At 66.2% G+C, this 26,401-nt stretch carries 17 protein-coding genes; 7 read left to right on the top strand and 10 right to left on the bottom strand.

Translation table 11 applies throughout. The annotated features are described in order from the left end of the window. The first annotated feature begins 102 nt into the window (after nucleotides 1-102). Both ACYQ12_RS05870 and ACYQ12_RS05875 read left to right on the top strand, forming a co-directional pair. Nucleotides 103-1,419: an MFS transporter gene (locus tag ACYQ12_RS05870; RefSeq protein ID WP_459869042.1), complete on the top strand. Its 1,317-nt coding sequence runs from the start codon at nucleotides 103-105 to the stop codon at nucleotides 1,417-1,419. An 85-nt stretch (nucleotides 1,420-1,504) separates the two neighbouring features. Then, nucleotides 1,505-1,690, top strand: coding sequence for a DUF7230 family protein (locus tag ACYQ12_RS05875; RefSeq protein WP_459869044.1), 186 nt, complete (start codon nucleotides 1,505-1,507; stop codon nucleotides 1,688-1,690). On the opposite strand, the gene ACYQ12_RS05880 is transcribed toward ACYQ12_RS05875, so the two are convergent. From ACYQ12_RS05880 to ACYQ12_RS05890, 3 genes are all read right to left on the bottom strand, one after another. Next, a complete protein-coding gene (locus ACYQ12_RS05880) occupies nucleotides 1,687-3,246 on the bottom strand; it encodes a cation:proton antiporter domain-containing protein (RefSeq protein ID WP_459869046.1) in 1,560 nt (519 codons plus the stop codon). The genes ACYQ12_RS05875 and ACYQ12_RS05880 overlap by 4 nt on opposite strands. A gap of 136 nt (nucleotides 3,247-3,382) precedes the next feature. Beyond that, nucleotides 3,383-4,105, bottom strand: coding sequence for a gamma-glutamyl-gamma-aminobutyrate hydrolase family protein (locus tag ACYQ12_RS05885; RefSeq protein ID WP_459869048.1), 723 nt, complete (start codon nucleotides 4,103-4,105; stop codon nucleotides 3,383-3,385). Further along, nucleotides 4,102-5,106: an amidoligase family protein gene (locus tag ACYQ12_RS05890; RefSeq protein ID WP_459869050.1), complete on the bottom strand. Its 1,005-nt coding sequence runs from the start codon at nucleotides 5,104-5,106 to the stop codon at nucleotides 4,102-4,104. The genes ACYQ12_RS05885 and ACYQ12_RS05890 overlap by 4 nt, the downstream gene beginning before the upstream one ends. 182 nt (nucleotides 5,107-5,288) lie before the next feature. Here ACYQ12_RS05890 and recC point away from each other — a divergent pair, with 182 nt between their 5' ends. The 3 genes from recC to recD are packed head-to-tail and all read left to right on the top strand — an operon-like array spanning nucleotide 5,289 to nucleotide 14,722. Continuing rightward, the gene (gene recC / locus ACYQ12_RS05895; protein ID WP_459869052.1) at nucleotides 5,289-8,897 is read left to right on the top strand and encodes an exodeoxyribonuclease V subunit gamma; all 3,609 of its coding nucleotides are present in this window, start codon (nucleotides 5,289-5,291) and stop codon (nucleotides 8,895-8,897) included. Next, nucleotides 8,881-12,708 (top strand): exodeoxyribonuclease V subunit beta, encoded by a 3,828-nt coding sequence (gene recB / locus ACYQ12_RS05900; protein ID WP_459869054.1) that lies wholly within the window; start codon nucleotides 8,881-8,883, stop codon nucleotides 12,706-12,708. Before recC ends, recB begins: the two co-directional genes overlap by 17 nt. Beyond that, nucleotides 12,701-14,722: an exodeoxyribonuclease V subunit alpha gene (gene recD / locus ACYQ12_RS05905; protein WP_459869056.1), complete on the top strand. Its 2,022-nt coding sequence runs from the start codon at nucleotides 12,701-12,703 to the stop codon at nucleotides 14,720-14,722. Before recB ends, recD begins: the two co-directional genes overlap by 8 nt. A 121-nt stretch (nucleotides 14,723-14,843) precedes the next feature. On the opposite strand, the gene ACYQ12_RS05910 is transcribed toward recD, so the two are convergent. Genes ACYQ12_RS05910 through ptsP form a run of 3 tightly spaced genes read right to left on the bottom strand, consistent with a single transcriptional unit; the run spans nucleotide 14,844 to nucleotide 20,454 of the window. Beyond that, complete coding sequence (locus ACYQ12_RS05910; protein WP_459869058.1) at nucleotides 14,844-16,613, bottom strand: PTS fructose-like transporter subunit IIB; 1,770 nt, start codon at nucleotides 16,611-16,613, stop codon at nucleotides 14,844-14,846. Further along, complete coding sequence (gene pfkB / locus ACYQ12_RS05915) at nucleotides 16,610-17,578, bottom strand: 1-phosphofructokinase (protein ID WP_459869060.1); 969 nt, start codon at nucleotides 17,576-17,578, stop codon at nucleotides 16,610-16,612. The genes ACYQ12_RS05910 and pfkB overlap by 4 nt, the downstream gene beginning before the upstream one ends. Further along, nucleotides 17,578-20,454, bottom strand: coding sequence for a phosphoenolpyruvate--protein phosphotransferase (ptsP, locus tag ACYQ12_RS05920; protein ID WP_459869064.1), 2,877 nt, complete (start codon nucleotides 20,452-20,454; stop codon nucleotides 17,578-17,580). Before ptsP ends, pfkB begins: the two co-directional genes overlap by 1 nt. Nucleotides 20,455-20,665: 211 nt before the next feature. On the opposite strand from ptsP, the gene cra reads away from it, so the two are divergent. Then, nucleotides 20,666-21,679, top strand: a complete 1,014-nt coding sequence (gene cra / locus ACYQ12_RS05925; protein WP_459869066.1) for a catabolite repressor/activator — start codon at nucleotides 20,666-20,668, stop codon at nucleotides 21,677-21,679. 487 nt (nucleotides 21,680-22,166) lie between these two features. Here cra and ACYQ12_RS05930 read toward each other — a convergent pair whose 3' ends face one another. Then, the gene (locus ACYQ12_RS05930) at nucleotides 22,167-22,583 is read right to left on the bottom strand and encodes a con-10 family general stress protein (RefSeq protein WP_459869068.1); all 417 of its coding nucleotides are present in this window, start codon (nucleotides 22,581-22,583) and stop codon (nucleotides 22,167-22,169) included. Nucleotides 22,584-22,867: 284 nt separating this feature from the next. Beyond that, the gene (locus ACYQ12_RS05935; protein ID WP_459869070.1) at nucleotides 22,868-23,539 is read right to left on the bottom strand and encodes a haloacid dehalogenase type II; all 672 of its coding nucleotides are present in this window, start codon (nucleotides 23,537-23,539) and stop codon (nucleotides 22,868-22,870) included. Nucleotides 23,540-23,719: 180 nt separating this feature from the next. Here ACYQ12_RS05935 and ACYQ12_RS05940 point away from each other — a divergent pair, with 180 nt between their 5' ends. Then, a complete protein-coding gene (locus ACYQ12_RS05940) occupies nucleotides 23,720-24,526 on the top strand; it encodes a glucose 1-dehydrogenase (protein WP_459869072.1) in 807 nt (268 codons plus the stop codon). Nucleotide 24,527: 1 nt separating this feature from the next. Here the strand turns inward: ACYQ12_RS05940 and ACYQ12_RS05945 are convergent, their stop codons facing one another. Further along, complete coding sequence (locus ACYQ12_RS05945; RefSeq protein WP_459869074.1) at nucleotides 24,528-25,850, bottom strand: SO_0444 family Cu/Zn efflux transporter; 1,323 nt, start codon at nucleotides 25,848-25,850, stop codon at nucleotides 24,528-24,530. Then, nucleotides 25,847-26,323 (bottom strand): Zn(2+)-responsive transcriptional regulator, encoded by a 477-nt coding sequence (zntR, locus tag ACYQ12_RS05950; RefSeq protein WP_459869076.1) that lies wholly within the window; start codon nucleotides 26,321-26,323, stop codon nucleotides 25,847-25,849. The genes ACYQ12_RS05945 and zntR overlap by 4 nt, the downstream gene beginning before the upstream one ends. Between the last annotated feature and the right edge of the window lie 78 nt (nucleotides 26,324-26,401).

A 26,401-nucleotide genomic window follows, 5' to 3' on the forward strand; every position in this document is an offset into this window, starting at 1 on the left:
TCAGGTGCTGGGCCTCAGGCCCGTCTCACTTCAGGCCCTTCTGCTGGGTGTGTGCGGCGCTGGACACTGCACAATACGACTCCACTATAAAGAACGTTCACTATGTCAAAACCTCACGATCCCGACGCGGCGCCGTCTCGCCCGCTGTCCCGGGGCGACGTCAAGGTGCTGTCGTTGTCGGCCCTGGGTGGCGCACTGGAATTCTACGATTTCATCATTTTCGTCTTCTTCGCCACCGTCATCGGCCAGCTGTTCTTCCCGCCGGAGATGCCGGAGTGGCTGCGCCAGATCCAGACCTTCGGCATCTTTGCCGCCGGTTATCTGGCGCGCCCGCTGGGTGGCATCATCATGGCCCACTTCGGCGATCTGCTCGGACGCAAGAAGATGTTCACGCTGTCGATCTTCCTGATGTCGATTCCCACCCTGATCATGGGTGTGTTGCCCACATACGCGACGATAGGCTATCTGGCACCGCTGGCGCTGGTGGCAATGCGTATTCTGCAAGGCGCCGCGGTGGGTGGCGAGGTGCCGGGGGCCTGGGTGTTCGTCACCGAACACGTCGACCGCCGGCATGTCGGCTTCGCCTGCGGTTCACTGTCCGCCGGCCTGGTGGCAGGCATCCTGCTGGGGTCGCTGATGGCCACTGCCATCAATGCCGCCTTCTCGCCGGAGGAACTGGCCGGTTACGCCTGGCGGATTCCGTTTCTGGTCGGTGGCGTGTTCGGCCTGCTGGCGGTCTATCTGCGCCGCTGGCTGCATGAAACGCCGGTCTTCGCCGAGATGCAGGCCCGCAAGGCCCTGGCCGAGGAACTGCCGCTGAAGACCATCCTGCGCGAGCATCGTGGCGCCATCGTGTTGTCGATGGCGGTGACCTGGGTGCTCACCGCAGCGGTGGTGGTGGTACTGCTGATGACCCCGGCGCTGCTGCAGAAGGCCTACGGTCTCGATGCCGTGAGCACCATGCTCGCCAATAGCGTGGCGATCGTCTGTGTGGTGATCGGCTGCCTGGTCTCGGGCAAGCTCGCCGATGCGATTGGGGGTGGGCCGACTATCGCGCTGTGGAGCGTGCTGCTGGGCACCACTTACTGGATCCTGCTGAGCACGGTAGGTCAGCAGCCGGACCTGCTGATGCCGCTGTACGCCCTGGCCGGCTTCGGGGTGGGCATTACCGGCGTGGTCCCGTCGATCGCGGTCAAGTCCTTCCCTGCGGCGGTGCGTTTCACCGGGCTGTCGTTTTCCTACAACGTGGCCTATGCCATCTTTGGCGGCTTCACGCCGATCGTCGTGTCGCTGCTGATGAGTCTGCATCCGCTGACACCCGCACTGTACGTGGGGGCACTGAGCGTGATGGGCGTTGTCATCGGACTGTTCCTGATGCGCTCGTCCCGTGGCCGGCAGTTGGCGGTGATGCAGCCCTGAGATCGGCAACTTTCGCGTCGTGCACCTATCCAAGAGATTGGCCGGGCCGTTTCGATCAGGCCCGATCAACGCAACAGGAGGGGACATGAACGCGAGCCGCTCACGCAATATCGTGCACAAGCACGCCATGCAGTATCAGCGCAGCAAGACCTTCGCCGACAGGAAGAAACTGGCCAAGAAGGGCTATCGCAAACACAAGGGGGAGCCGAAAGCTCCCCCTTGTGCGTGGGCCTGCCTGACAACGCCGCGCGTCCGTTTCAATCTGCCTTAACTCGTCGCGTACTTGTCGGCCAGCCCTTGGCGCACGTGCTCGGCAAGTCCCAGGCCCGCTTCGTGCATGGTCAGATAGGTCTGGTTGGCGCCGGCTTCGCGGATGGCCTGCGCCTCATCTTCATAGAGACTGTGCGCGACGATGGTGCCGGTAAATCCATGCGCGCGCAGTTGTCGGGCAGCGAAGACCTTCGATTCGGCGTCGGGCAGTGACAGCACCACGGCGCCGATCCGGCGCAGGTCGATGGCATTCCAGAAACTGATGTCCTCACCATCGGCATACACCACATGACGGCCCTGGGCCGTATGGCTCTCGACCCGGCTGGGGTCGGCATCGATACCGATGGCGACTGTATTGTCATCGCGCAGGCGGTCATAGGTCGCCGTGCCGGTGCGTCCCATGCCAATGACCAGGACGCGGGCGTCGCCCAGCGAGGCGGGCTGTTCGTCGGGATGCCAGGTATGGGTCTCGAAGCGGATCAGGTGCGGCTCGAGACGGGCGAAAAGCTGGTGTGCGTTGCGCTGCAGCGGCGCGCTGATCAGAAACGACAGCGCCACGGCGAGTGCCAGCCCCACCAGGGCGTCGGGGACCAGAGCCGCCGCCACGATCAGCCCGAATTCGCTGTAGCTGGTGAGACTGATGGCAGCCTGGAAGGCGTTGCGTGCCCGCAGACGGAACAGGATCAGCAGGAAGAAGAACAGTACGCCTTTCAGCGGCAGCAGGGCGGCGAAGATCACCGCGAAGCCCAGCGAGTGCCAGTCGGGCAGGCCCGACATGCCGATCTTGAGAAAGAAGCCGACCAGAAACAGCTCCTTGAGTGCCCACAGCGACTTGCCGATCTCCTGAGCGCGGGGATGCTGGGAGACCAGGGCGCCGAGCAACAGCGCACCCACTTCGCCGGAAAGCCCGAGTGCCGCGAACCCGGCACCGCCGATCACTACCGCCAGTACCAGGCCCATCAACAGCAGCAGTTCATCGTGACCGCTGGCATCGATCAGGCGATGGAGTACCGGGCGCAACAGGGGGAGACCGAGCAGGCACAACGCCCAGGGAGAGGGCACCTGGCCGATGGAGAAGGCCAGCACGAACAGCGCGATCAGATCCTGGATGATCAGGATGCCGATCGCCACGCGGCCATGAAAGGCGCGCAACTCACGCCTTGACTCCAGGCTCTTGGCCGAGAGCACGGTGCTCGAGAAGGCCAGCGCAATGGCCAGTACCAAAGCGTTGGTCCAGACAACGCCTCCTGCCCAGTGCAGGCCCGGCGCGAGCACGGCGACGGTGACGGCGAAATGGAGCAGCCCCCCGCCGATGACCTCGGGTTGCACCAGGCTCTTGAGCTTGAGCTTGAGCCCCACGCTGAACAGCAGCAGCAGTACGCCGAGATGGGCCACATGATCGAGAACTTCCGGCGTGGAGTGGGGCAGGGCCAGCCATTTGCCGAGGGGATTGATCATGAAGCCCGCCGCCAGGAAACCGATCAGCGCAGGCAGGCCGAAGGCGCGAGCGACAAGGCCGAGGACCAGGGCGAACGATAGGCAGATGACTTCCAGCATGGATGCACTCCAGGTTTCGCACGACAGGGAGGCCGTTCGGGTTTGCTGCGGGCACCGGACGGACGCGTGCGTTTTACCCTATCGTCGCCTGCGAGGCCAGCGCATGCACGAGACTCGCCACGTAGCGGCGGTTCGTCTACTCTCGCGAACTGCCGGTCTCGGCTGCGGCTTCGGTATCCCGGGACGGTGCGCAGTACTCCTGGGATGCCTGCACCAGCGCACGGATGAGGCGTTGCTGCGGACGGTTGAAGATCAGGAATTCGGGGTGCCACTGTACGCCGATGAGAAAGGGATGATGGCGGCTCTCGATGCCCTGCACCAGTCCTTCGCGATCGCGCGCGACCACCGTGAGTCCCTTGCCGGGGCGGGCCACCGCCTGATGATGCAGACTGTTCACCCGACACCAGCTGACGCCGAGGATATCGTGCAGGCGGCTGTGGCGGGTGATATCGACGGTCTTGCGCGGCAGCACCGTGCGCCGCTTCTTGACATGCTCATAGGTGGTATAGATGTCGCTGACCAGCGAGCCGCCGAGATAGACATTGATGATCTGCGAGCCGCGACAGATCCCCAGCACCGGGCAGCCGCCGGGCACGAAACGGTCGAGCAGCTCGAGTTCCAGGGCGTCGCGCTCCGGGTCGACGCGCACGTCCAGCTCCACCTCGCCGCCATAGAGTTGAGCGCCGATGTCGTCCCCGCCGCCGACCACCAGGCCGCTGAGCCCCTCGGGAACCGGGCGTGACGGCGACAGGCGTACCGGCTGACCACCGGCACGGCGCACGGCCAGCCAGTCGCACCACCAGGAGATGAGGCTTTTGTGATCCGAGGTCGTGATACCGATCAGGGGACGCCGACTCATTCGTTCATCCATTTTCTCAGCTTGTCCAGCCAGCGCGCCATCGACGACTGGGTATGATGTTCGATGTAGGCCAGGGAACGCTCCTTCAGGCGTGCCGGATCGGCGGCCAGACGCTCCACCTCGACCCAGCGGTTCCACTCGTTCACCGCGCCCCAGCCGGGCTCGGAGAGCTGGGCATTGGGGAGTCGGTAATGATAGGTCGGTCGCGGCTTGACCAGCTCCTCATGCAGCAGCGGGTTCGGCGAGTCCGGCACGAGATGCGCGAACAGGGGAAACAGGTCCAGCTCGCGGTTGCGGGTCGGGTTGTAGTCGAGGTAATCGGCGATCAGCGTGTCGAGATCCGGCGTATAGGCCGTCGACAGCACCTTGAGAGCGTAGGGCTTGGGAAACGGATTGGCATGCGGCAGCACCTCGCGGGTGATGTCGATGCGGATCTCGTCGCGCAGCCAGGCGGCAAGGATCAGATAGGCGCGCAGATGCGCCAGAACGCTATCGCTTTCCTCGCTGGGGACCTGCGGGTTGAGATGCATGCCGAAACCATAGAGCACGCTGGCGTCGGTGCCCTTGGCGTGATGCTCGCGCAGGGCCTCGAACAGGCAGTCCAGCTCGCCCAGCTCGTTCCAGGGCACCGGCGGCGTGACGATTTCCGTGGGAACCACGCCGGCCACCATGTCGCCGAACCACTCGCGGGTCTTGGTGTGCAGCTCGAGGCGCATCTGGTCGCCGGCCGACAGCGGCGTGCCGGGGGTGGCGTGAATCTGGCTCAGCATCTTTTCGTCAGGATGGACGTACTTGCTGTCGAGCTCGATGGTGAACTTGCCCCAGCGGGTCTCTTCCACGACCAGACGGTGCGCACTGATGCGCGTCAGCGTGCCGCCGAACAGATTGACGACCAGATCGGCGGCCAGCACCGGCGACAGGCCGGCGAATTCGATTTCCACTCCTATCCGTCGGGGCTCGCCTTCGGAGGTACAGGAGTGGGGGGGCGCCAAGGGTTCCAAGAGTGGCCTCCTGAAAACAGGGTGCGTGGAGCAGCGGCAATGACACGCAAGGTGCCGAATACTAACGATATGATTTACAGCCTATCATATTTTTGCCTCCGAAGACGGTAATGCACCACCCCGGCAGATGCTCTCCGACGCCGGGACAGGTAGGATGTCAGCCATTGTCCCCCGGAGCGCTCATGTTCACCGTCCTGCATGCCAACCATCTCGAAGACCTGCGCGACCTGGCCCTGACGCTGATCGCGCGTCAGCCGCTGCCGCCGCTGGTACCCGAGACCTTCCTGGTGCAGTCCAACGGCATGGCGCAGTGGCTGCGTATCGCGCTGGCCGAAAAGGACGGCATTGCCGCCTCGGTGGATTTCCCGCTGCCGTCGAGTTTCGTGTGGCGTGCCTACCGCGCCGTGCTGGGCGATCAGATCCCGCTGCAGTCGCCCTTCGACAAGGGACCGCTGACCTGGCGGCTGATGCGTCTGCTGCCGGGGCTGCTGGCGCGCGAGGACTTTTCCCCGCTGGCGCACTATCTGCACGACGACCGTGACGGGGCGGGCGACGGGCGCAAGACCTGGCAACTGGCCGCCAAGCTGGCGGATCTTTACGACCAGTACCTGGTGTATCGCCCCGACTGGATCGCCGCCTGGGAGGCCGGTGAAACGGCACTGGGGGATCTGCCCGACGATCAGCGCTGGCAACCCATTCTGTGGCGTGCGCTGCTCGACGATGCGCCGCAGGACGAACGTCAGTGCCACCGCGCCGCCCTGCATCGGCGCTATCTCGACCGGGCACGGCGCCTCGAGACGCTGCCTGCGGTACTGCCGCCGCGACTGTTCGTGTTCGGCATCTCGGCACTCCCGGCTCAGACCCTGGAAGCGCTGCATGCGCTGTCAGGCGTCATGGACGTGGTGCTGATGATCACCAACCCGTGCCGCTACTACTGGGGCGACGTGGTCGCCGATCGCGATGCCATCAAGCGCCTCGGCCGGCTCTCTGGCGCGCGCACTGCCCGCCATCCCGAGGCGCCGCGTCTGGAGGGCATCGACGGCGAGGGGCTGCACCTGCGCGCCAATCCGCTGCTGTCGGGGTGGGGCACCCAGGGGCGCGACTTCATCGTCGGACTCTACGAGTTCGAGAGCGCGCACCCCTTCGATCTGGAAACCGACGCGTTCCGTGACGTCGTGGCGGACGTGGCGGAAGAGGGCGTGGAAGATGCCATGCAGAATGCCGCCGGGCGTGTCGCGGTTCCATTGCTCGCACAGTTGCAGCAGGAGATCCTGGATCTGGTGCATCCCGGCGAGCGCGCCGAGGAGGAGGGCGGCCCGCGCGAGATCGCCCCCGAGGACCGCTCGCTGTCGCTGGTCAGCGCTCACTCGCCGCTGCGCGAGGTGGAGATCCTCCACGACCGGCTGCTGGAAGCCTTCGAGCGCGACCCGAGCCTCAAGCCGCGCGACGTCATCGTGATGGTACCGGACATCGATCGCTACGCACCGTTCATCGACGCGGTGTTCGGCCAGGTGCCGGTAAACGATCCCCGCCACATTCCCTTCACCATCGCTGACCGGCTGGCCTCCCAGGCCGATCCGCTGCTGGCCTGCGTGCTGCACCTGCTGGAACTGCCCCAGCGGCGTCTCGGTGTCTCCGAGATTCTCGACGCGCTGGACGTGCCGGCCTTCCGGCGGCGCTTCGCCATCGAGGCGCATGAGCTCGACCGGCTGCGCCAGTGGCTGGCGGGCAGCGGCGTGCGCTGGGGGCTCGACCGCGACCACCGCCGGGCCCTGGGGCTGCCGGATCTGCATGACAATACCTGGGCGTTCGGGCTCGAGCGCATGCTGCTGGGCTATGCGGTGGGAGCGGTAGACACATGGAGCGCCGCGGAAACCATCGGCGAGCCGGGCGCTGCGAGGGCGCACGCCTTCGACGGCATCGCGCCTTATGATGAGGTCGGCGGACTCGAGGCCGATCTCGCCGGGCGGCTGGCGAGTCTGATCCAGACACTGGAACACCACTGCCGCATCCTGCGCACCACGGCGACGCCGCAGCAATGGGTCGCAAGGCTGCGCGAGCTGCTCGACGCCTGTCTCGCCCCGCAGGACGCCGCCGAGCACGACATCCTCGCGCGCATCGATCAGGCGATCGAGAGCTGGCATGGCGACTGCGAGTGCGCCGATTTCGCCGAGCCGCTGTCGCTGGTGGTGGTGCGCGATGCACTGACCGGGGCACTCGACGATGGCGGTTTGGCCCAGCGCTTCCTGGCCGGCAAGGTCAACTTCGCCACCCTGATGCCGATGCGGGCGATCCCGTTTCGCGAGGTGCATCTGCTGGGCATGAACGATGGCGACTATCCGCGTTCGCGCCTGCCCCAGGATTTCGATCTGATGGCCGGACGCGGCCGCGCGGGCGACCGTTCGCGGCGCGACGACGACCGTTACCTGATGCTCGAGGCGCTGCTCTCCGCCCGTGACCGGCTGAGCCTTTCGTGGGTCGGCCGCGATCAGCGCGACAACGTCGAGCGCCCGCCCTCGGTGCTGGTCAACGAGCTGCTGGACTGCGTGGCGTTGGGCTGGCGGCCCGCGGGCGAGGCATTCGACGAGCGAGCGCTGTGGCGACGCCTGGTCGAGGAACATCCGCTGCAGCCGTTCTCGGCACGCTACTTTCGCCAGGACTCGTCCTTCGCCACTTACGAGCGCAGTTGGGAGACCCTGCATCTTCGCGACAGGGCGGCATCCGACGCCACGCCCAACGTGACGCTGGCACCCGATGTGGCCCCCGAGGCGCCGCTGGGACTGGGGGCGCTCGAGACGCTGTTGCGCCTGCCGCCGCGAGTCTGCATCGGTGAGCGTCTCGGCGTCGTGTTCCGTGACGTCCAGGTGCCCGACGAAGATGCCGAGCCCTTCTATCCCGACGGGCTGGAAATCCATATGCTCAAGCGCGAGCTGCTCGTTGCCGGACGCGACGGCCCGGAAGGGACGGGCTTCGATCATGCCGTGGCGCGGCTGATGCATGACGGACGCTTGCCGGCGCTGGGCTTCGGCGAGGCGTTGCTGCAGCGTCTTTCCGGCCCGCTCACGGCCCAGCTGACCCGCTGGCGCGCCCTGACCGCCGAACTGGAGGCGCTCCCGCCGGTGCAGGTCACAAGCCGCTACCGCTGCCCCGACAGCGGCGTGGAAGTGACCTTCGAAGAGCGTCTCGACGGCCTGGCCCGTGACGCCGCCGGGCGACTGTGGCGCTGGCAACTGGAGCCGGGACACTACGGGCGCTTCAGTCTCGACAGGCAGGGATGTCTGGCTCAGTGGGGCAAGCCCCATCGGCTGTTCGGCGCCTGGCTGGCCCAGCAGGCATTGGCTGCCAATGGCCTGAGGGTGCATGTCGGGGCGCTGTTCGAGGATCGCGAGGTGGTTCTCACCCCCCCTGATGCCAGCGTGGCGAGCCATCGCCTGCAACAGCTGCTCGGCCTCTGGTGGCAGGCACGCCAGGCCCCCTTGGCCTGCGCCCCCGAGCTGGCGTTCGTCTGGCTGGCGCCGCAGCCTGACGTCACCGAGGCGACACGGAACATGGGTGACTCGGAATCCCTGGCGCAGGCTCGCGAGGCTGCACGGGTCCGCTATGAGGAGAGCAGCTTCAACGGCATGGCGGCGCTGCGTGACAGTGAGCCGCTGCTGGGCGAGCTGTGGGCCGATTTTGCTGGCCTCGTGGCCGGTGACTTCGAACCGTGCGCCCGGGCACTCTATGCGCCGCTCTGGAACGATCTGATTCGTACGCTGCAGGAGGCCGGGAACCATGCCGATGATCGATGAACCCGTCCAGGCATCCCCGAGCGAGGAAGCCTCACGGCGGCTGGACATTCCCACGCTGCCGCTGACCGGACGGCGCCTGATCGAGGCCAGCGCCGGCACCGGCAAGACCTTCACCTTGGCGGCCCTGTATCTGCGTCTGGTCATGGGGCCGTGCCTGGCGCGTGGGGGACATGACGGCGAGTATGATTATCCCCGCCCGTTGATGCCGCCGGAGATACTGGTGGTGACCTTCACCGAGGCGGCCACCGAGGAGCTGCGTGCGCGTATTCGCGCGCGCCTCAAGGAAGCCCGCGATGCGCTGCTCGGGCGCCGCGAGCCCGACGGCGTGCTGCGTGCGCTGCTCGAGCGAATAGCGCCCGACGAGCATCTGGCCTGTGCCCGGCGCCTCGACGGAGCCGCGCGGCTGATGGACGAGGCAGCGATCTACACCATTCACGGCTTCTGCCAGCGCATGCTCAAGCGCCATGCCTTCGATTCGGGCAGTCTGTTCGCCGCCGAGCTGGTCGCCGATGCCCGGCGACTGTTCAATGCCGTGGTCGAGGATTACTGGCGCTGCACTTTCTATCCCTTGCCGTCCAGCGTGCAGGCCGCGATCAGCGAAGCCTGGAAGACCCCGGCCGATCTCGGCGAGTCAGTGCGCGTGCTGCTGCACGGCGGGCGACCGCAACCGCTGGTCTGGTCCGAGGTGCCCGTGGAGGCACCACGGGATCTGGCGCGGGCGCTGGGTGAGCTGGAGACATCGCGCCAGGCACTGGAAGCCGCTGCCGAGCACGCCCGGCGCCATTGGCGCGACTGCCGCGACGAGGTGCAGGCGCTGCTGCACGAGGCGATGACGGCCAGGACGCTCAATGCCAACCAGTTCAAGGCCGCGGATCTCGATGCCCGGCTCGACGCCCTGGCCCAATGGGCCGCCGGCAGCGAGCCGGTATTGCCGGCGGCGCTGCTCGACAGCAAAGGGCAGGTCTGGTGTGGCCAGCGGCGCTTGGAGGGCGCGGCCAAGAAGGGCGCCACGCCGCCTCGGCATGCGCTCTTTGCTGCGCTGGATGCGCTGGTCGAGTGCCAGGACGCCCAGCCCGACTGGCGTCCCTGGGTACTGGCGCATGCCCGCGACCATCTGGCCCAGGCGCTGGCTGACGAGAAGCGCCGGCGTGGGCAATGGGACTTCGACGACCTGCTCAACGGCCTCGACGACGCCCTGCGCGGTCCCACGGGAGCGCGTCTTGCCGCGCGCATTCGCCATGAACTGCCGGTCGCGATGATCGACGAATTCCAGGATACCGACCCGGTGCAGTACCGGATCTTCTCGACGATCTACGCCTCGCGCCATGAGCGCGTGACCGAGCCGGCCGACGATGATGCCCCGGCGCCCTGCACGCTGCTGATGATCGGCGATCCCAAGCAGGCGATCTACGCCTTTCGCGGTGCCGACATCCACACCTATCTCGCCGCCCGGCGCGAGACACCGGCACGCTACACGCTGGACCGCAACTTCCGCTCCACCCGGGCCATGGTGGAGGCGGTCAACCGTCTGTTCCAGTGTGCCCGCATCCCGTTTCGTACCGAGGAGATTCCCTTCGTCGAGGTGCGCGCCAACGATCGCGACGAGCGCTTGCTGGATCACGGCGACGCCGTGCCGGCATTGACCTTCTGGCTGCCGGAGGCGACGACGTCGGTGGCGGTGAGCGACTACCGCACGCGCATGGCCGAGGCCACGCGTGCCGATATCCAGCATCTGCTCGAGGGCGGCGACGCGGGGACCATCGGTTTCGGCGGGGCGCAGGACGACCTGCGTGGCGTCCGGCCGGCGGACATTGCCATCCTGGTGCGCACCGGGCGCGAGGCCGACCTGATCCGCGAGGCACTGGACGCCGGTGGCATCAAGAGCGTCTACCTGAGCCAGAAGACCTCGGTATTCGCCTCCCGCGAGGCTTTCTGGCTGTTGCAGCTGTTCGAGGCGGTAGCTCACCCGCGCGACGACCGCCGCCTGCGCGCGGCGCTGGCCACGCGGCTGCTCTCCGACTCCCTGGAGGATGTGGCGCGCATCGGCAACGACGAGGTGGCCTGGGAAAGCATGGTCGAGCGCTTCAGCGACTATCATCAGCTATGGTGGCGACGCGGCGTACTGCCCATGCTGCGTGCGGTGATGCGCGACTTCCGCATCGGCGAGCGCCTGCTGACGCGTCGCGACGGCGAACGACGTCTCACCGATCTGCTGCACCTGGGCGAGCTGGCCCAGGCCGCGAGCCAGAAGCTCGATGGCGAGCAGGCCCTGCTGCGCTGGTGGCACCGGGCCCTGGACGGGCGCTTCGAGGAGGGGCTCGACCCGGAAGGGCTGATTCAGCGCCTGGAAAGCGACGAGACGCTGGTGCGTGTGGTGACCATCCACAAGTCCAAGGGGCTGCAATATCCCATCGTCTACCTGCCGTTCATCTGCGACTACCGTGAGATCGACAGCCGCGTCGCGCACTGCCACGTGCCGCTCGACACGGATGCGGACTCGGCGCCGGGACGTGGCGTGGCCGTCAAGCCTTCCGCCAAACAGCGTCAGCTCGCCGATGACGAGCGGCTCGCCGAGGATCTGCGTCTGCTCTACGTGGCGCTGACCCGGGCCGAGTTCGCCTGTCGGATGGGACTGGCGCCGCTCTACAAGGGGCGCGTGCGCAAGGGCGAGGCGGTGGATGCGACGACATTGATCCGCTCGGCCGTCGGCGCTCTGCTGGCGGAAGGTGAAACGAGTCTCGGCGGCGCCCGCCTGCGCGAATGCCTCGAGGCGCTGATCGATGATCGCTGCGTGGCGCTATGTCCGCCGCCGGTCGCCGAGGCGCGCCGGATGCAACTGCGCGAGCCGCAGACGGCGATGCGTCCGGCGCGGCGCTTCGACGGGCGCATCGACCGCGGCTGGTGGATCGCCTCCTATTCATCGCTGCTCGAGGGCGCACGACGCCCCGACGAGGCGACGGACGGCACCGTCGAGCCCGTGCCCGACAGTCCCGAAACCGCAGGTGGGCTGGATGTCGAGGTGCTCGAGGAGCGCACCCCGACGCCCCAGCCGCCGGTGCGTACCCTGTGCGACTTCCCGCGCGGACCGCGAGCGGGTACCTTCCTGCATGGCCTGCTCGAAGGTATCGATTTCGACTGCCTGGGGCAGCCCGACTACGAGGCCGGCCTGGTGCGCCTGATCCGTTCGCGGCTGGCATTCAACGGCTACGACGTGCAGTGGGAGACGGTGCTGCACGACTGGCTGACGCGCATTCTGCCCGCCGCCCTGGGGCAGGGGATTCACCTGGGCCGGCTGAGCGCCTGGAAGGTGGAGCTGGAGTTCTGGCTGCCGGCTACCCGGGCCTGGAGTCAGCAGCTCGATGCGCTGGTGCAACGGCACGAAGCGCTGCCGGGAGTGCGTCCGCGCCTGGCGCCGCGCTGCCTGGAGGGGATGCTCAAGGGGTATATCGATCTGGTGTTCGAGGCCGGCGGGCGCTGGTACGTGCTCGACTGGAAATCCAACCACCTCGGCGATGTCCCGGAAGATTATGACGAGCCGGCCATGCTGGCAGCCATGGTCGAGCATCGCTACGACCTGCAGTACGTGATCTATCTGCTGGCCCTGCACCGTCTGCTCAAGAGCCGTCTGCCCGATTACGACTATGACACCCATGTGGGCGGCGTGTTCTATGCCTTCCTGCGCGGCATGCAGGAGACGGGCGGCAGCGGGGTGCTGCATCGCCGTCCGCGGCGCGAGCTGATCGAGACGCTGGATGCCTGGCTCGAAGGCCGGGCCTGCCGCGAGACCACGGAGGCGCCGACCTATGCCTGAGCGGCAGGATGACGCACCGGTGCAGGGCGTGCTGTTCGACGCCCAGGGCGATCTGGCGTGGCCGTCTCGTGAGGCGCAGGCGCCGCTGCCGAGTCTGGCGGAGGTGCTCGACGTGTGGGTGGAGCTGGGGTGGCTGAGGGCACTGGACGCTCACTTCGTGCGCTTTCTCGAGACCCATGATACCCGGGCCGAGGAGTGCGTGCTGCTGGGCGCAGCGCTGGCCAGCCACCAGCTCGGGCGCGGGCACGTGTGTCTCGATCTGGCCCAGGCGCTGCGCGATCCCGGCGCGGTGCTGTCGCTGCCGCCCCAGGACGGCCGCCATGACCCGGACGATCCGGCGGCACGCATCGTCTCTCCCGAACGGCTGCTGGCGGCGCTCGATCTCGCGACCTGGACCGGCTGTCTGAGCGCGTCGCGACTGGTCAGCGTGGCGGATGCTGCTGACGCATCGGCATTGACGCCTCTGGTACTGCACGGATCGCGCCTGTATCTGCGGCGCTACTGGCAATGCGAGCGTGCCGTGGCCGATCGTCTGGCCGATCGCATGGGGGCGCCGCTCGAAGTGCCGGCATCGCTGCGCTCGCGCCTGGATGCACTGTTCGCCGCCAACCAGATGGATCCCGGTGAGCATGACTGGCAGAAGGCCGCAGTGGCGCTGGCGTTGCGCAACCGGCTGACGGTGATCTCCGGCGGGCCCGGGACCGGCAAGACCACCACCGTTACGCGGCTGCTGGCGCTGTTGCAGGAAGCCGCCGTGCACGATACCGGACGGGCGATGACCATCCGCCTGGTGGCGCCCACTGGCAAGGCCGCCGCGCGCCTGACCGAGTCGATGGGCGGTGCGGTGGCGCGACTCGACATCGACGAAGCCGTGGCAGCCAGTCTGCCCCGCGAGGCCACGACGTTGCATCGCCTGCTCGGGGCACGCCCCGATACCCGCCACTTTCGCCACCATGCCCGCCATCCACTGGCGCTGGATCTGCTGGTGGTCGACGAGGCCTCGATGGTCGATCTCGAGCTGATGGCTGCGCTGCTCGAGGCGCTACCCGACGAGGCCCGTCTGATTCTGCTCGGCGACAAGGATCAGTTGGCCTCGGTGGAGGCTGGCTCGGTGCTCGGCGACTTGTGTCAGGGGGCAGAGCGGGCGCGCTATTCGCCGGATACGACAGCCTATCTGACCGCCATGACCGGCGAGGATTTCAGCGATTGCCAGGACGCGGAGCACGGCGGACCCGGCAGCGGACGCTTGGCCGACCATGTCGTGGTACTGCGCAGGAGTTACCGCTTCGATTCTGCCAGTGGCATCGGTGCGCTGGCGCGGGCGGCCAATGCCGGCGACGGCGTGGCGCTGGGGCGGGTGTGGCACGATGGTTTCAAGGATATCGACTGGCATAACCTCGAGAACGAGCAGGATCGTCTGCTCGAGCGCACGGCGCTGCAGGGGTATCGGGCCTACCTCCGCCTGCTGCGTGACGGCGCGAGCCCCGAGACGGTTCTCGCTGCCTTTGCCAGGTTCCAGGTGCTGTGCGCCCTTCGCCGCGGTCCCTGGGGCGTGGAAGGACTCAACCAGCGAATCGGCGAGGCGCTGTATCGCGAGGGTCTGATTCCCGCCACGCGCGGCTGGTATGCCGGCCGGCCGGTGATGGTGACCCGCAACGACCCTGCGCTGGGGTTGTACAACGGCGATATCGGCCTGACCCTGGCGGATCCGGCCATGGACGGACGCCTGCGGGTGTTCTTCCCTCAGAGCGAGCGGCTGCGTGCCGTGCTGCCGGGGCGGCTCGCCGATGTCGAGACGGTCTTCGCCATGACGGTGCACAAGTCCCAGGGCTCGGAGTTCGATCACGTGCTGTTCGTACTGCCCGACCGGCCCAACCCGATCCTGACTCGCGAACTGGCCTATACCGGCGTGACCCGGGCCAAGTCGCGGGTCACGCTGATGAGCGCTTACCCCCGCGCACTGGAGAGCGCCGTGGCCAAGCGCGTCCTGCGCGCCAGCGGGCTGATGTGGTAAGCGGGGTCGATAGCGCGGGGATCGACAGAAGGGAGTGATGGGGGCAGGAGACGCGACACGCTGGCTGAAAACGCGACGCCACCGCACATGGCGGTGGCGTCGTTGACGGACGGTGGTGAGATCAGGTGCTGGCGTCGACCGCGACCGGCGCTTCACCGCGCTTGATGAAGGCATAGCCCAGCCCGGTGATCAAGGCGCCCGCGACGATCGCCAGCAGGTAGAGCAGGGCCGGGGTGATGGCGTTGGGAATCAGGAGCACGAAGATGCCGCCATGGGGCGCCATCAGCTTGGCGCCGAACAGCATCGATAGCGCCCCGGTCACCGCACCTCCCACCATGCTGGTCGGAATCACCCGCAACGGGTCCTTGGCGGCGAAGGGAATGGCGCCTTCGCTGATGAAGCATAGTCCCAGCACGAACGACGCCTTGCCGGCCTCGCGCTCCGTCTCGGAGAACTTGTGGCGGGCGACGAAGCTGGCGATGCCCATGCCCAGTGCCGGCACCATGCCGGCGGCCATGATCGCCGCCATCGGCGCGTAGGTCTCGGAGGCGAGCAGGCCGACTCCGAAGGTGTAAGCGGCCTTGTTGACCGGCCCGCCGAGATCGAAGCACATCATCGCGCCGAGCAGGATGCCGAGCAGCACGGCATTGGTCGAGCCCATGTTCTCGAGGAAGCTGGTCAACGCCGCCAGGAGACCGGCCACTGGCTCGCCAACGACATAGATCATCACCAGGCCGGTCACCAGGCTGGCAATCAGCGGAATGATCAGGATCGGCTTGAGCGACTCGACGCTCGCCGGCAGCTTGAAATAGCGGGTCACGGCCTTGGCGGTATAGCCAGCCAGGAAACCGGCCAGGATGCCGCCGATGAACCCCGAGCCGATGTCCGCGGCCAGCCAGCCGCCGATCATGCCCGGCGCGATGCCCGGCCGGTCGGCGATGGAATAGGCGATGTAACCGGCCAGTACCGGGATCATCAGCTTGAAGGCACTGCCGCCACCGATCTGCATCAGAGCGGCCGCCAGCGTGCCCTCTTCCTTGAACGCCTCGATGCCGAACACGAACGACAGCGCGATCAGCAGACCCCCTGCGACCACCATCGGCAACATGAACGATACGCCGGTCAGCAGGTGCTTGTAGACGCCTTTCTCCTTGGCGCTCTTCTTGCGCTCGCCCCCGGGGGCTGCGGCGCCCTGGCTCTCGACTTCGGCCTTGGCCAGTGCCGTCTCGATGGTCGGCCTGGGCTTTTTCAAGGCATTGCCGGTGGAAGTCCGCCAGATGCGCTTGCCGGCGAAGCGCGTCGGGTCGACTTCGATGTCGCAGGCCAGGATCACCACGTCGGCATCGCGGATTTCCTCGTCGCTCAGTTCGTTCTGGGCACCGACGGAGCCCTGCGTCTCGACGCGAATGTGATGCCCCAGCGAGCGGCCCGCCTCGGCAAGCGCCTCGGCCGCCATGAAGGTATGCGCCACGCCGGTGGGGCACGCCGTCACTGCGACGATCCTCTTCGCTTGCGAATCGCCCGGCGAAGTATCGAGTGCAGCTCCGGATGCTGGAGAAGCTGGCGCGGCTTCGGGCGCCTTGAAGGGTGCCGCGTCACGGCTGGCACGCTCGAGGAAGCCTGCCGGGTCCGGCAGCGCCTGGGCGATGGGTGCCTGGAACAGCCGCTTGCCGGCAAAGCGCCGGGGATCGGGAATCGTGGCGGCGGCCACCACGATCAGCTCGGCAGCCTCGATGTCGGCGGCGCTGACCGGCCTGGGCGGCTCGAGCTCGCCATGCATCTCCACGCTAGGCTGCCAGCCGCGGCGCCTGGCGGCCTGCTCGAGGCGGCGGGCGGCGAGAAAGGTCGTGGCCATGCCGCTCGGGCAGGCGGTGATCAGGATCACGTTCATGGGTACTCCCCCGGGACGTCGTCTAGACAGCGCACGTGAGTCTGCTGTTGAAGTGTGTCGAAATCGGCGGCATGAGGATCGCCCACGCCGACATGCCGGACGGACTCGGCGGACAAGGCCGTCGCCAGACGTAGCGCCTGTTCAACGGGAAGGTCTGCCAGGACGCCATGGAGCATACCGGCAAGCAGCGTGTCACCGGCCCCGACGGTGCTGGCTACGTCCACGGCCGGCGGCGTGGCGAGCCAGGCGCCGCGGCGACTGACCCACAGCACACCTGCGCTGCCGGCGGAGAGCAGCGCTTCGTCGATGCCGGCCTCGTGCAGCCGACGTGCCGCGCGCAGCCGGGACGCGTCGCTTTCCAGCGCTTCGCCGGCCCAGTCGGCGAGTTCCTGCTCGTTGGGCTTGACCGCCGTGGGCATGGCGGCGATGGCCGCCGTCAGCGCCGGGCCGCTGGTATCGGCCCACACCGCCAGTCCGAGTTCCCGCAGGCGCCGGATCAACGCGGCCTGATCGTCCGCGGTGATGCCGGGCGGCAGGCTGCCGGCGATCACCACCGCATCGGGGCGGCTTGCCGGGTCGCCGGCCAGGGCCTCGAGTCGTGTGAGCAACTCCGCGAGAGCGCCGCGAGCAATGGCCAGGCCGGGCCCGTTGATATCGGTGACGCGTCCGTCGTGCTCGGATAGCTTGGCGTTGATGCGTGTTTCGCCGGGCACGCGCAGAAAGGCATCTTCTACGCCCATGTCGACGAAGGCGTGTACGAAGGGCGTGTCATTGTCGGCGCCGAGAAAGCCCGACACCGTCACTTCGTGGCCCAGCGCCACCAGCACGCGGGCCACGTTGACACCCTTGCCGGCGGCATCGAGGCGGGTCGACTCGGTGCGGTTGACTTCGCCCGGCGCGAGGCGTGGCAGGCGAATCGCCAGATCCAGCGCAGGATTGAGGCTGATCGTGAGAACCCTGGCCATCACAGCGCCTCCAGGGCTTCACGAACGGCTTCGCCGGTGGCCTGGCGCAGGGCGATCCCGGCATGTCGACGTGCCTCGTCGAGGGTCAGCTCGCGAAGGCGAGCCTTGACCATCGGCACCTGGCGGATGGAGACGGAGAGCTCGTCGACGCCCAGCCCCACCAGTACCGGCACCGCCTGAGCGTCACTGGCCAGCTCGCCGCATACACCCACCCATTTCCCCTTGGCGTGGGCGGCGGTGACGGTCATCTCGATCAGTCGCAGCACTGCCGGATGCAGGCCGTCGGCTTGCGCGGAGAGTTCGGCGTGACCGCGGTCGATGGCCAGGGTGTACTGGGTCAGATCGTTGGTGCCGATGGAAAAGAAGTCGACCTCCTCGGCGAGACTCGGCGCCAGCAGAGCGCAGGAGGGAATCTCGATCATCACGCCGAGCTGCACGTCGGGTGCCTGGATCTCCTGCTGCAGGCGCGCGACGATGGCCCGGGCGGCACGGAATTCGGCCACGTCCTTGACCATGGGGAACATGATGCGCAGCGGACTGTTGCCCGCCGCCATCAGTAGCGCACGCAGTTGAGTCTCGAGAATTTCCGGGCGGGTCAGCGCCAGGCGGATGCCGCGCAGGCCCAGGAAGGGATTGTCTTCCTGAGGCAGCGGCCAGTAGGGCAGCGGCTTGTCACCCCCCACATCCAGCGTGCGCGCCACCAGAGGGCGCCCGTCGAGGGCGTCGATGGCCTGGCGGTATTCGCGGATCTGCGTGGCGAGGTCGGGTGCCTCGGCATGGGCCATGAACACGAATTCGGTGCGCAGCAGCCCCACGCCTTCGGCGCCATGTTCGACGGCATCCGCAGCGTGGGCGGTATTGCCCAGATTGGCGGCGACCTCGACGCGGTGCCCGTCGCGGGTCTGGCCGGTCTCGAAACGGGCGGCGTAGGCTTCCTTCGCGCGCGCCTCGTGCTCCTTGAGGCGCAGCTCGGCACGTTCGCGACGTTCCTTGGATGGCGCGGGAATCACCCGACCGCGCTCGCCGTCGAGAATCAACTCGGTGCCGTTGTCCAGCGTCATGATGCGCTCACCGGCCCCTACCACGGCGGCGATGCCCAGTGCACGGGCCAGAATCGCGCTATGCGAGGTTGCGCCACCACGGGCGGTGAGCAGGCCGCGCACCTTGGCGGTATCCAGCTGGGCGACGTCGGAGGGGCCGACGTCGGTCATGACCAGAATGTAGGGTTCGTCGGGAGGCGTGGGCAGTTCGACGCCACAGAGGACACCCAGCACGCGGCGGCCGACGTCGCGCAGGTCGGCGGCACGCTCGGCCAGCAGGCGGTCGGCGAGCACTTCCTGGGCGCGCGCCGCGGTATCCACGCCGCGCCACCAGGCGGCTTCGGCGGAAAGGCCCTCGTCGATGCCCTCGAAGGCTGCCTCGCGCAACTCGGGGTCCTCGAGCATCTCCTCGTGCATCGAGAGGATTTCAGCCACCTCGCCACCCTGGGCACGCCGAATCAGGGCGTCGAGCTGGGTGGCCGCCTCGCGCAACGCCTGATCGAGGCGGGTCTTCTGCATGCGGGTGTCGCCGGCACGCGTGCCACTGAGATCGCGGGCGCGCTCGGGATAGTCGAAACGCGGCGTGCACATGACGAAGGCCGGCGCGATCGCCAGGCCCGGCGCCGCCGGCACGGCAGGATGCGGCGTGTCGGCGGCGAGCGGCTCGAGTACCGGCTCGCGTTCGCCGGGCGCTTCGAAGTCGCGGTGCTCCTCGAAGGGCGTGACCTGCTCGCCCAGACCGCCGCGCACGGCATCGGTCAATGCCTGCAGAGCCTCGGCGGCCCCTTCACCCTCGGCGGAGAACACCAGTGTCTGGCCGCGTCGGGCGCCGAGACCGATGACCTTGGTCAGGCTGGCGGCGGAAATCGCTTCGCCGTTGCCTTCGAGCAGTCGCACCTTGATCGGCATACCCTGCTGACGGGCGATCTGTACCAGTTGCTTGGCGGGGCGGGCGTGCAATCCATGGGCGTTGAGGACTCGGGCCCTCGCGGTTTCTGCACTGGCGCTCTCACCGGCCAGACGCGCCAGCACGGTGGTCACGTCGGCGTCCGCCAGCGCTTCGCCGTCGCCGGCATCTAGCAGGGCCGCCAGGCGCTCGAGCAGGCCCAGATGGCCATCTTCGCGCGCGGCGAGGCAGAACACGCCATTGACCGCGCCCTGGGAACCGACGAAGGCCGACTCAGGCGTGGCCAGCGACAGTGCCGGCGTGGTCACGCCGCGCGAGCTGCTGGTCAGCCACAATCCCTGGCCCAGCGCCACCGGTTCCTGTTCGACGATCGCCGCGATGAAATCACTGTCGACGCAGCCGGCCTGGCGCAGGCGCGCGGCTCCGGCCAGGGCCAGCTCGAAGCGATCCCTGGCCGGAAACTTCAGACACAGCGTATCGGCATCGATGCGCGCCACCACCGGCGCCTTCGACAGTTGGGCGATGATTTCGGCGCGGCTCTCTGCCCGGGCCAACTGCTCGGCCACGCCCTCGCGGTCGAGCACATGGGTCAGTGCACGCAGGATATCGAGATGCTCGTCGCTCTGAGCGGCGATGGTCACCAGCACGTGGACGCGATGGCCGTCGTGCCATTCGACGCCCTCGGGAAACTGCAATACCCGCACGCCGGTTGCCAGCACCTGATCGCGGCTGGCCGGCGTGCCGTGAGGGATGGCGATGGCGTTGCCCAGATAGGTGGATGACTGTGCCTCGCGCTCGTGCAGGCCATGACGATATTCCGGCGTGGCGCGTCCCGCCTCGACCAGCGAGGCGGCAGCCTGATCCAGGGCATCGCGCCAGTTCTCGGCGCGGCAATCGAGCAGGACATCGTCCTGGTTCAGCGTGAGCATGGGGCCTCCTCGCGGCTTCTCGAGCCGTATTGTCTCGGAAAGCTGAATCGTGTCACCTTGTATGGGAAGCTATGCTGAAACGTTCCAGCCACTTTATCAAGCACGATGGGCTAAGACCTTTGCAGGGTCGCCGACGCAGGGCTGATAGAATGCGTCGCTGTGCTGGGTATCTGTTGAGGATAAGTGGTATCCGTTGAGAATAGGAGCTCCCATGACGCTCGCCGAAATCGCCCGTCTCGCCGGTGTTTCGCGTACTACTGCCAGTTATGTGATCAACGGCAAGGCTCAGGCCTACCGTATCAGCCGCGACACGGTGGAGCGGGTCATGGCCGTGGTCGAACATCACCGTTATCGTATCGATGCCCAGGCGGCTGCATTGCGCCGGGGCGAGAGTCGTACGCTGGGACTGATCGTACCGGACCTGGAAAATGCCAGTTACGCACGTCTGGCCAAGCGGCTCGAGCATGGGGCACGTGGGCAGGGATATCAGTTGCTGATTGCCGGTTCCGACGACGAGCCCGCTACCGAGCGCGAACTGGCCCTTGCCCTGCGGGCACAGCGCTGCCAGGCGCTGATCGTGGCCAGTAGTCTGGCCCCGGAAGATGTTTTCTACGAGGAGCTGATGGCTGGCGGCCTGCCGGTGATTGCGATCGACCGGGCGCTGGATCCGTCACGCTTCGTTTGCATTCTCAGTCGCAACACGAGCGCTGCGGAGGCTCTGACGCGCTCGGTGCTGGAGCCGACCGTGCGGCGTATCGTCTGGTTCGATGCCGTGGAAGAACTTTCCATTACCCGCGAGCGGCGTCTGGGGTTCCATCAGGCTCTGGCCGGTTCCACGGCAGAACCCCTGGTGCTGACCGCCCGGCGCTACGATCGTGACGAGGGGGCCGGACTGATGCGACGGCTGATGGAGGAACACGGATTGCCCGACGCGTTGGTGACCGCGTCCTATACGTTGCTCGATGGAGCCTTCGATGTCCTGCTGGAAAAGGGCGGGCTTCCGGAGTCACTCTCCCTGGCCACTTTTGGCGATGACCGACTGCTCGACTTCCTGCCCCAACCGGTCAACTCGTTGCCGCAGAATCATGCGCGTATCGCCGAGCTGACTCTGGTACGTGCCTTGGCCGCGGCGAAAGGGGAGTATCGCCCAGGGTGCGACGTCGTGGAGCGTTCGCTGCGCTACCGACGTCCGGACATGACACAACGGTCGGCTGAAGATGCATGAAAGGCGAGACAGGGATCGGACAGACGAAAAGACATCGCCATAACGCGGCTCTACCCAAGCTTGATTAACATAAATCTGCATAAGTGATTTATTTATAGAACGGCAGTTAACTATTGGTTCGCAGAACTCTACGCTCTGTCTGAAAAATGTCTGCGCTCACTCATGCAGTGTTAAAAACCAGCTCAAAATGCTCATTTACAGCACGTAAACCCGAATGCGGGCCCAGTCCGTTTATCGCTGATTTTTGCCTTGCCTGAGTATCGCTCGCCGACTTTTCAGACAGAACTTAAGGTACGGATCGTAGCGCTTTGAACCTGTCGTTTGATCAAGTGAGCCAGTGAATGGATAATCCAAATGGCCGGAAAAAATAAAAGGCAAAAGAGCTGAGCTCTTTTGCCTTTATCGGTTCACTCGGGAAATCCGTTTCCCATATGGCCACTCCCTGGACCATCAATGAACCGTCATTTATCAGTGCTTATTTCAGCACTTAGCGGCTACCGCCTTTCTTACCGGCTTCGGACGCCTTCTGCGGATCGTTGGCAAAGTTGCCACCGCTGTTCTGGCCGCCCTTGTGGCCGGCTTCTGCGGCGCGCTCGGGATCGTTCTTGAAGTTGCCGCTGCTGTTCTGGCCGCCCTTGTGGCCGGCTTCAGAAGCGCGCTCGGGATCGTTCTTGAAGTTGCCGCCGCTGTTCTGGCCGCCCTTGTGGCCGGCTTCAGAAGCGCGCTCGGGGTCGTTCTTGAAGTTGCCACCGCTGTTCTGGCCACCCTTGTGGCCGGCTTCGGAAGCGCGTTCAGGATCGTTCTTGAAATTGCCGCCGCTATGCTCGCCGCCTTTCTGGCCAGCTTGAGAGGCGCGCTTGGGATCTTCTGCAAAATTGCCAGAACCACCACGATGTTCAGCCATGATAAACCTCCGTGTTTAATTGCTTAACTACAAGCAAACAAGCGCCATGAAACATGGGAGAGTAACCGTTCTCTCGTTGACGCTGTAATCAAAAAGGTAGAAGTGATGAGGAAACCGAGCAAGGAGAAAGAGCGCTGCGATACAAAATGATACTCAATATAATATATGAGAAATATATGACGAGTCTGCTTCGTCAGCGCCGAATTGACTCAGTGCAGTGCATGAATCGTCTGATATCAGCCAGATACGTGTGCGACCGGGTATGAGGCGTTCAGCGATCGTGATCAGCGGGCACGGGCAATGATCTGCCGGGCGACGTCGAGCAGATCGTCTCCTCGCATGTCCGGCTGGATGCCAACCGGGTTGAGCACCTTGCCGGGGCGGGTGACGAAGGCGGTGCGGCATCCGGCGCTGGCGGCCCCGGCAATATCCCAGGCATGCGCGGCGACCATGTAATAGTCGGCTGGCGTGATGCCGAGGCGTTCCGCCGCCATGAGGTAGGGGGTGGGCGCCGGTTTGTATCGCTGCACTTCGTCTACCGACATGATCTCAGCGAAATGGTCCGTCAGGTCGGCCGACTCCAGCTGCTGTCTCGCTGCTTCCAGCGTGCTGTTGGTAAGTGCCGCGAGTTCGAAGCCGGCATCTCTCAACTGGTGTAAGGCTTCGGCGACGTCCGCATGGGGAGGCAGCCGCTTGAGCCGATCGACCAGTTCCTGCTGTTCCGTTGCCGCAATCTCGATGCCGCGACGACGGCCGACCATGACGAGCGCGCCTTGTGCCAACTCGCCGAAGGGCTGGAAACGGTCAAGGATCGTGGCGGTCAGCCAGTTTTCCTGCAGCGTCAAAAACCACTCGCTACGTGGACGTGACTCGCCGAAAAGGCGCTCGAAGAAAGGGTCGAGGGCCGATACGTCGAGCAGGGTTTCATTGACGTCAAATACGATATGTCGAGGCATGGGTTGTCTCCGGTGTGGGGTATGTCACATGACGTGTCGCCGACTAGAGCTTAGTGGCTTGACGCGCAACGTGCGTGCCGAATGCGTTTGCGCCACTGCCGTGGGCCATTATCTTGAGGATGATCAAGTGCTGATTCTTCTAGGCGGCAGTGACCGCAGCGTGAATCTCTGGAGGCCGACATGAATAGACACTCCTTGCATGGCCAGCGAGCCCTCGTCACGGGAGCCAGTTCGGGAATCGGACGCGCCATTGCACTGGCATACGCCGAAGCGGGAGCGGCGGTCGCGGTCAACTACCGCTCCAACCAGGAAGCGGCCGAACAGGTGGTCGACACTATCCGGGAGCAAGGTGGCAACGCCGTCGCCGTGCAGGGCGACGTCTCCCAGCCGGAAGATTGCCGGCATCTGTTCGATACTTTGAATGACTGTCTGGGAGGAGTCGATATCCTGGCGGCGAATGCCGGTATCCAGCGTGATGGGGCATTCACCGAGCTGAGCCTGGACGACTGGCGCAAGGTGATCGACGTCAACCTGACCGGACAGTTTCTCTGCGCTCAGGAGGCGGTGCGCAGGTTTCGTCAGCAGGGGCTGGATGCGCAACGTTCCGCGGCTCTTGGAAAGATCGTGTTTACCAGTTCGGTCCATCAGGCGATTCCCTGGGGCGGCCACGCCAACTATGCCACCGCCAAGGGCGGGCTGAAGTTGCTGATGGAAACCATGGCTCAGGAGTTGGCCGCGGAAGGAATTCGCGTCAACGCGGTGGCGCCGGGCGCCATCCGGACGGAGATCAATCGTGACGCCTGGGAAAGCGAAGAGGCGGCCGAGAGCCTGCTTCGATTGATTCCCTATGGGCGTATCGGCGAGCCGGAGGACGTGGCCAGGGCGGCAACCTGGCTGGCCTCCGACGACTCGGATTATGTGGTCGGGACGACGCTGTTCGTGGATGGCGGCATGATGCTCTATCCCGCCTTCCGCGAAGGTGGCTAGTTTACCCGCAGCAGTTGGCCTGCCCTTGACGGCGGCCTTGCCACTGCTGGAAATACCAGGCACCACTGAGGATGGCGAGAGCCAGCGCCGCCCCCATGCTCAGCCAGTGGGGCAATATCTCGGCGCTGGCGGCGAGTTCGCTGTGGATATCCAGCTCCCAGCTGCCGATCAGTGCATTGGTCAGGTAACCGAAGGCGATCCCGACTCCCACGACACTGGCCAGATAAACGATCAAGGCGGCATTGCCCAGTTCGCGGCGCACGATGCCCAGTGTGGCGATGTTGGTGGCGGGACCGGCCAGCATGAATACCAGCACGGCTCCCGGCGAGACGCCGGCCAGCAGCAGGCCGGCCGCCACTGGCGTCGAGGCCGAGGCGCAGATGTACATCGGGACACCGATTGCCGCCATGACCAGCATGGCCGGCAACCCATCACTGAAACGGGCCAGGAAGTCCTGGGGAACGAAGGCCACGACCAGGGCAGCGAACAGCAGACCCACCAGCAGCCAGTTGACGAGATCGCCGAACAGATCGGTGAAGGCCATCTTCTGTCCGGCGATCAGGCGCTGGGTCAAGGGGGAGGAACCGCCAGGCGCCAGGGCCGCCGTAGAGGTCGGGCTGGCGTCGATCGGCGACGACGCGCAGCAGTTTGTCACGGGAGCGGCGGAACAGGACGGCGCTGACGTGCCACAACAACTCGATGCGGTTGACGGTGCGACAGGGGGCGTGGCGGAGAGGGCTGCACTGCCACAGTCCCTGTCAGGGGCAGACGCACCCTCCACGGCCCGGGAGGAGGAGCAGCCCGAAGAGGTGTCCGTCGCCGTCCGGACGCTGGCATCGGCTTTGCTCGCGAGCGCCGGACAGCATGCGTAGGCTTGCGGCGTCCTTGACGTGGCGGTACGGGGGGAGCGGGGCTCGCGAGTGAAGCCTGTCAGGACGCCGGCGATGATGGCGGTGACCAGCGCGGCAAGTGGGCGCATCACGGCCAGAAACGGGCCGAGCAGGGCATAGGAGATGGCGATGGAATCCACGCCGGTCTCCGGTGTGGAGATCAGAAATGAGGAAGTGGCACCTCGCGAAGCGCCGGCACGTCTTAGCCCCACCGCTGCCGGAATGACCCCGCAGGAGCACAAGGGTAGCGGTGCCCCGAGCAGTGCCGCCTTGATGACCGGCCATATGCCTTCACCGCCCAGGTGGGCCGCCAGCCGCTCGGTCGAGATCAATGCCTGCATCAGTCCCGCCACGACCAGCCCGAGGATCAGCCACGGGGCGGCATCCAGCCATAGCTGCCAGAAGGCGCTGAGCAGTGTCGCCAATGTGTTCACGTCTCGGCCTCCTTGGAGTGGGGCGGATGGCCGCTTTCGCCGGAAGGGGAGGTGTGATGCTCTGCTCGCACTTCACCCTCGGCCAGCGCGGTCAGGATGGTGCAGTCGGTGATCGCATGCGGGCCGCCGCAGCAGGCCACGGTGACGGTAGCGAGCGCTTGGCGCATGCGCTGAAGCTCGGCCAGCTTGGCATCGATCTCGGCCAGCTTGGTTTCGGCCAGTGCCTTCACTTCCCGGCACGTATGCGCATCGGCTTCGACCTGCAGGGACAGCAGGTCGCGTATATCGGCCAGGGTGAAGCCCAGCGCCTTGGCGCGCAGGATGAAGCTCACCCGATCGACATTGTCGGGTCCGTAATAGCGATAGCCGTTATCGCCGCGCATGGGCTGGGGCAGCAATCCGGCCTTCTCGTAGTAGCGCAGGGTTTCCACGCTGACGTCGCAGCGTTCGGCAAGCTCACCGATCCTCAGCATCTGTCGTTCCCGCCGTTTCATGATGGCTTAGAGCTTAAACCCTGAAGCGCACTTCAGGGTCAAGCGGATGCGGTTGCG

Source organism: Halomonas shantousis, from assembly GCF_054654615.1.

Excerpts from the sequence above, each read along its gene's own strand:
- cra (WP_459869066.1), top strand. The coding sequence starts at position 20,666 with ATGACGCTCGCCGAAATCGCCCGTCTCGCCGGTGTTTCGCGTACTACT.
- ACYQ12_RS05880 (WP_459869046.1), bottom strand. The coding sequence starts at position 3,246 with ATGCTGGAAGTCATCTGCCTATCGTTCGCCCTGGTCCTCGGCCTTGTC.
- ACYQ12_RS05870 (WP_459869042.1), top strand. The coding sequence starts at position 103 with ATGTCAAAACCTCACGATCCCGACGCGGCGCCGTCTCGCCCGCTGTCC.
- pfkB (WP_459869060.1), bottom strand. The coding sequence starts at position 17,578 with ATGGCCAGGGTTCTCACGATCAGCCTCAATCCTGCGCTGGATCTGGCG.
- zntR (WP_459869076.1), bottom strand. The coding sequence starts at position 26,323 with ATGCTGAGGATCGGTGAGCTTGCCGAACGCTGCGACGTCAGCGTGGAA.
- ACYQ12_RS05930 (WP_459869068.1), bottom strand. The coding sequence starts at position 22,583 with ATGGCTGAACATCGTGGTGGTTCTGGCAATTTTGCAGAAGATCCCAAG.
- recC (WP_459869052.1), top strand. The coding sequence starts at position 5,289 with ATGTTCACCGTCCTGCATGCCAACCATCTCGAAGACCTGCGCGACCTG.
- recB (WP_459869054.1), top strand. The coding sequence starts at position 8,881 with ATGCCGATGATCGATGAACCCGTCCAGGCATCCCCGAGCGAGGAAGCC.
- recD (WP_459869056.1), top strand. The coding sequence starts at position 12,701 with ATGCCTGAGCGGCAGGATGACGCACCGGTGCAGGGCGTGCTGTTCGAC.
- ACYQ12_RS05910 (WP_459869058.1), bottom strand. The coding sequence starts at position 16,613 with ATGAACGTGATCCTGATCACCGCCTGCCCGAGCGGCATGGCCACGACC.
- ACYQ12_RS05935 (WP_459869070.1), bottom strand. The coding sequence starts at position 23,539 with ATGCCTCGACATATCGTATTTGACGTCAATGAAACCCTGCTCGACGTA.
- ACYQ12_RS05875 (WP_459869044.1), top strand. The coding sequence starts at position 1,505 with ATGAACGCGAGCCGCTCACGCAATATCGTGCACAAGCACGCCATGCAG.
- ACYQ12_RS05940 (WP_459869072.1), top strand. The coding sequence starts at position 23,720 with ATGAATAGACACTCCTTGCATGGCCAGCGAGCCCTCGTCACGGGAGCC.
- ptsP (WP_459869064.1), bottom strand. The coding sequence starts at position 20,454 with ATGCTCACGCTGAACCAGGACGATGTCCTGCTCGATTGCCGCGCCGAG.
- ACYQ12_RS05885 (WP_459869048.1), bottom strand. The coding sequence starts at position 4,105 with ATGAGTCGGCGTCCCCTGATCGGTATCACGACCTCGGATCACAAAAGC.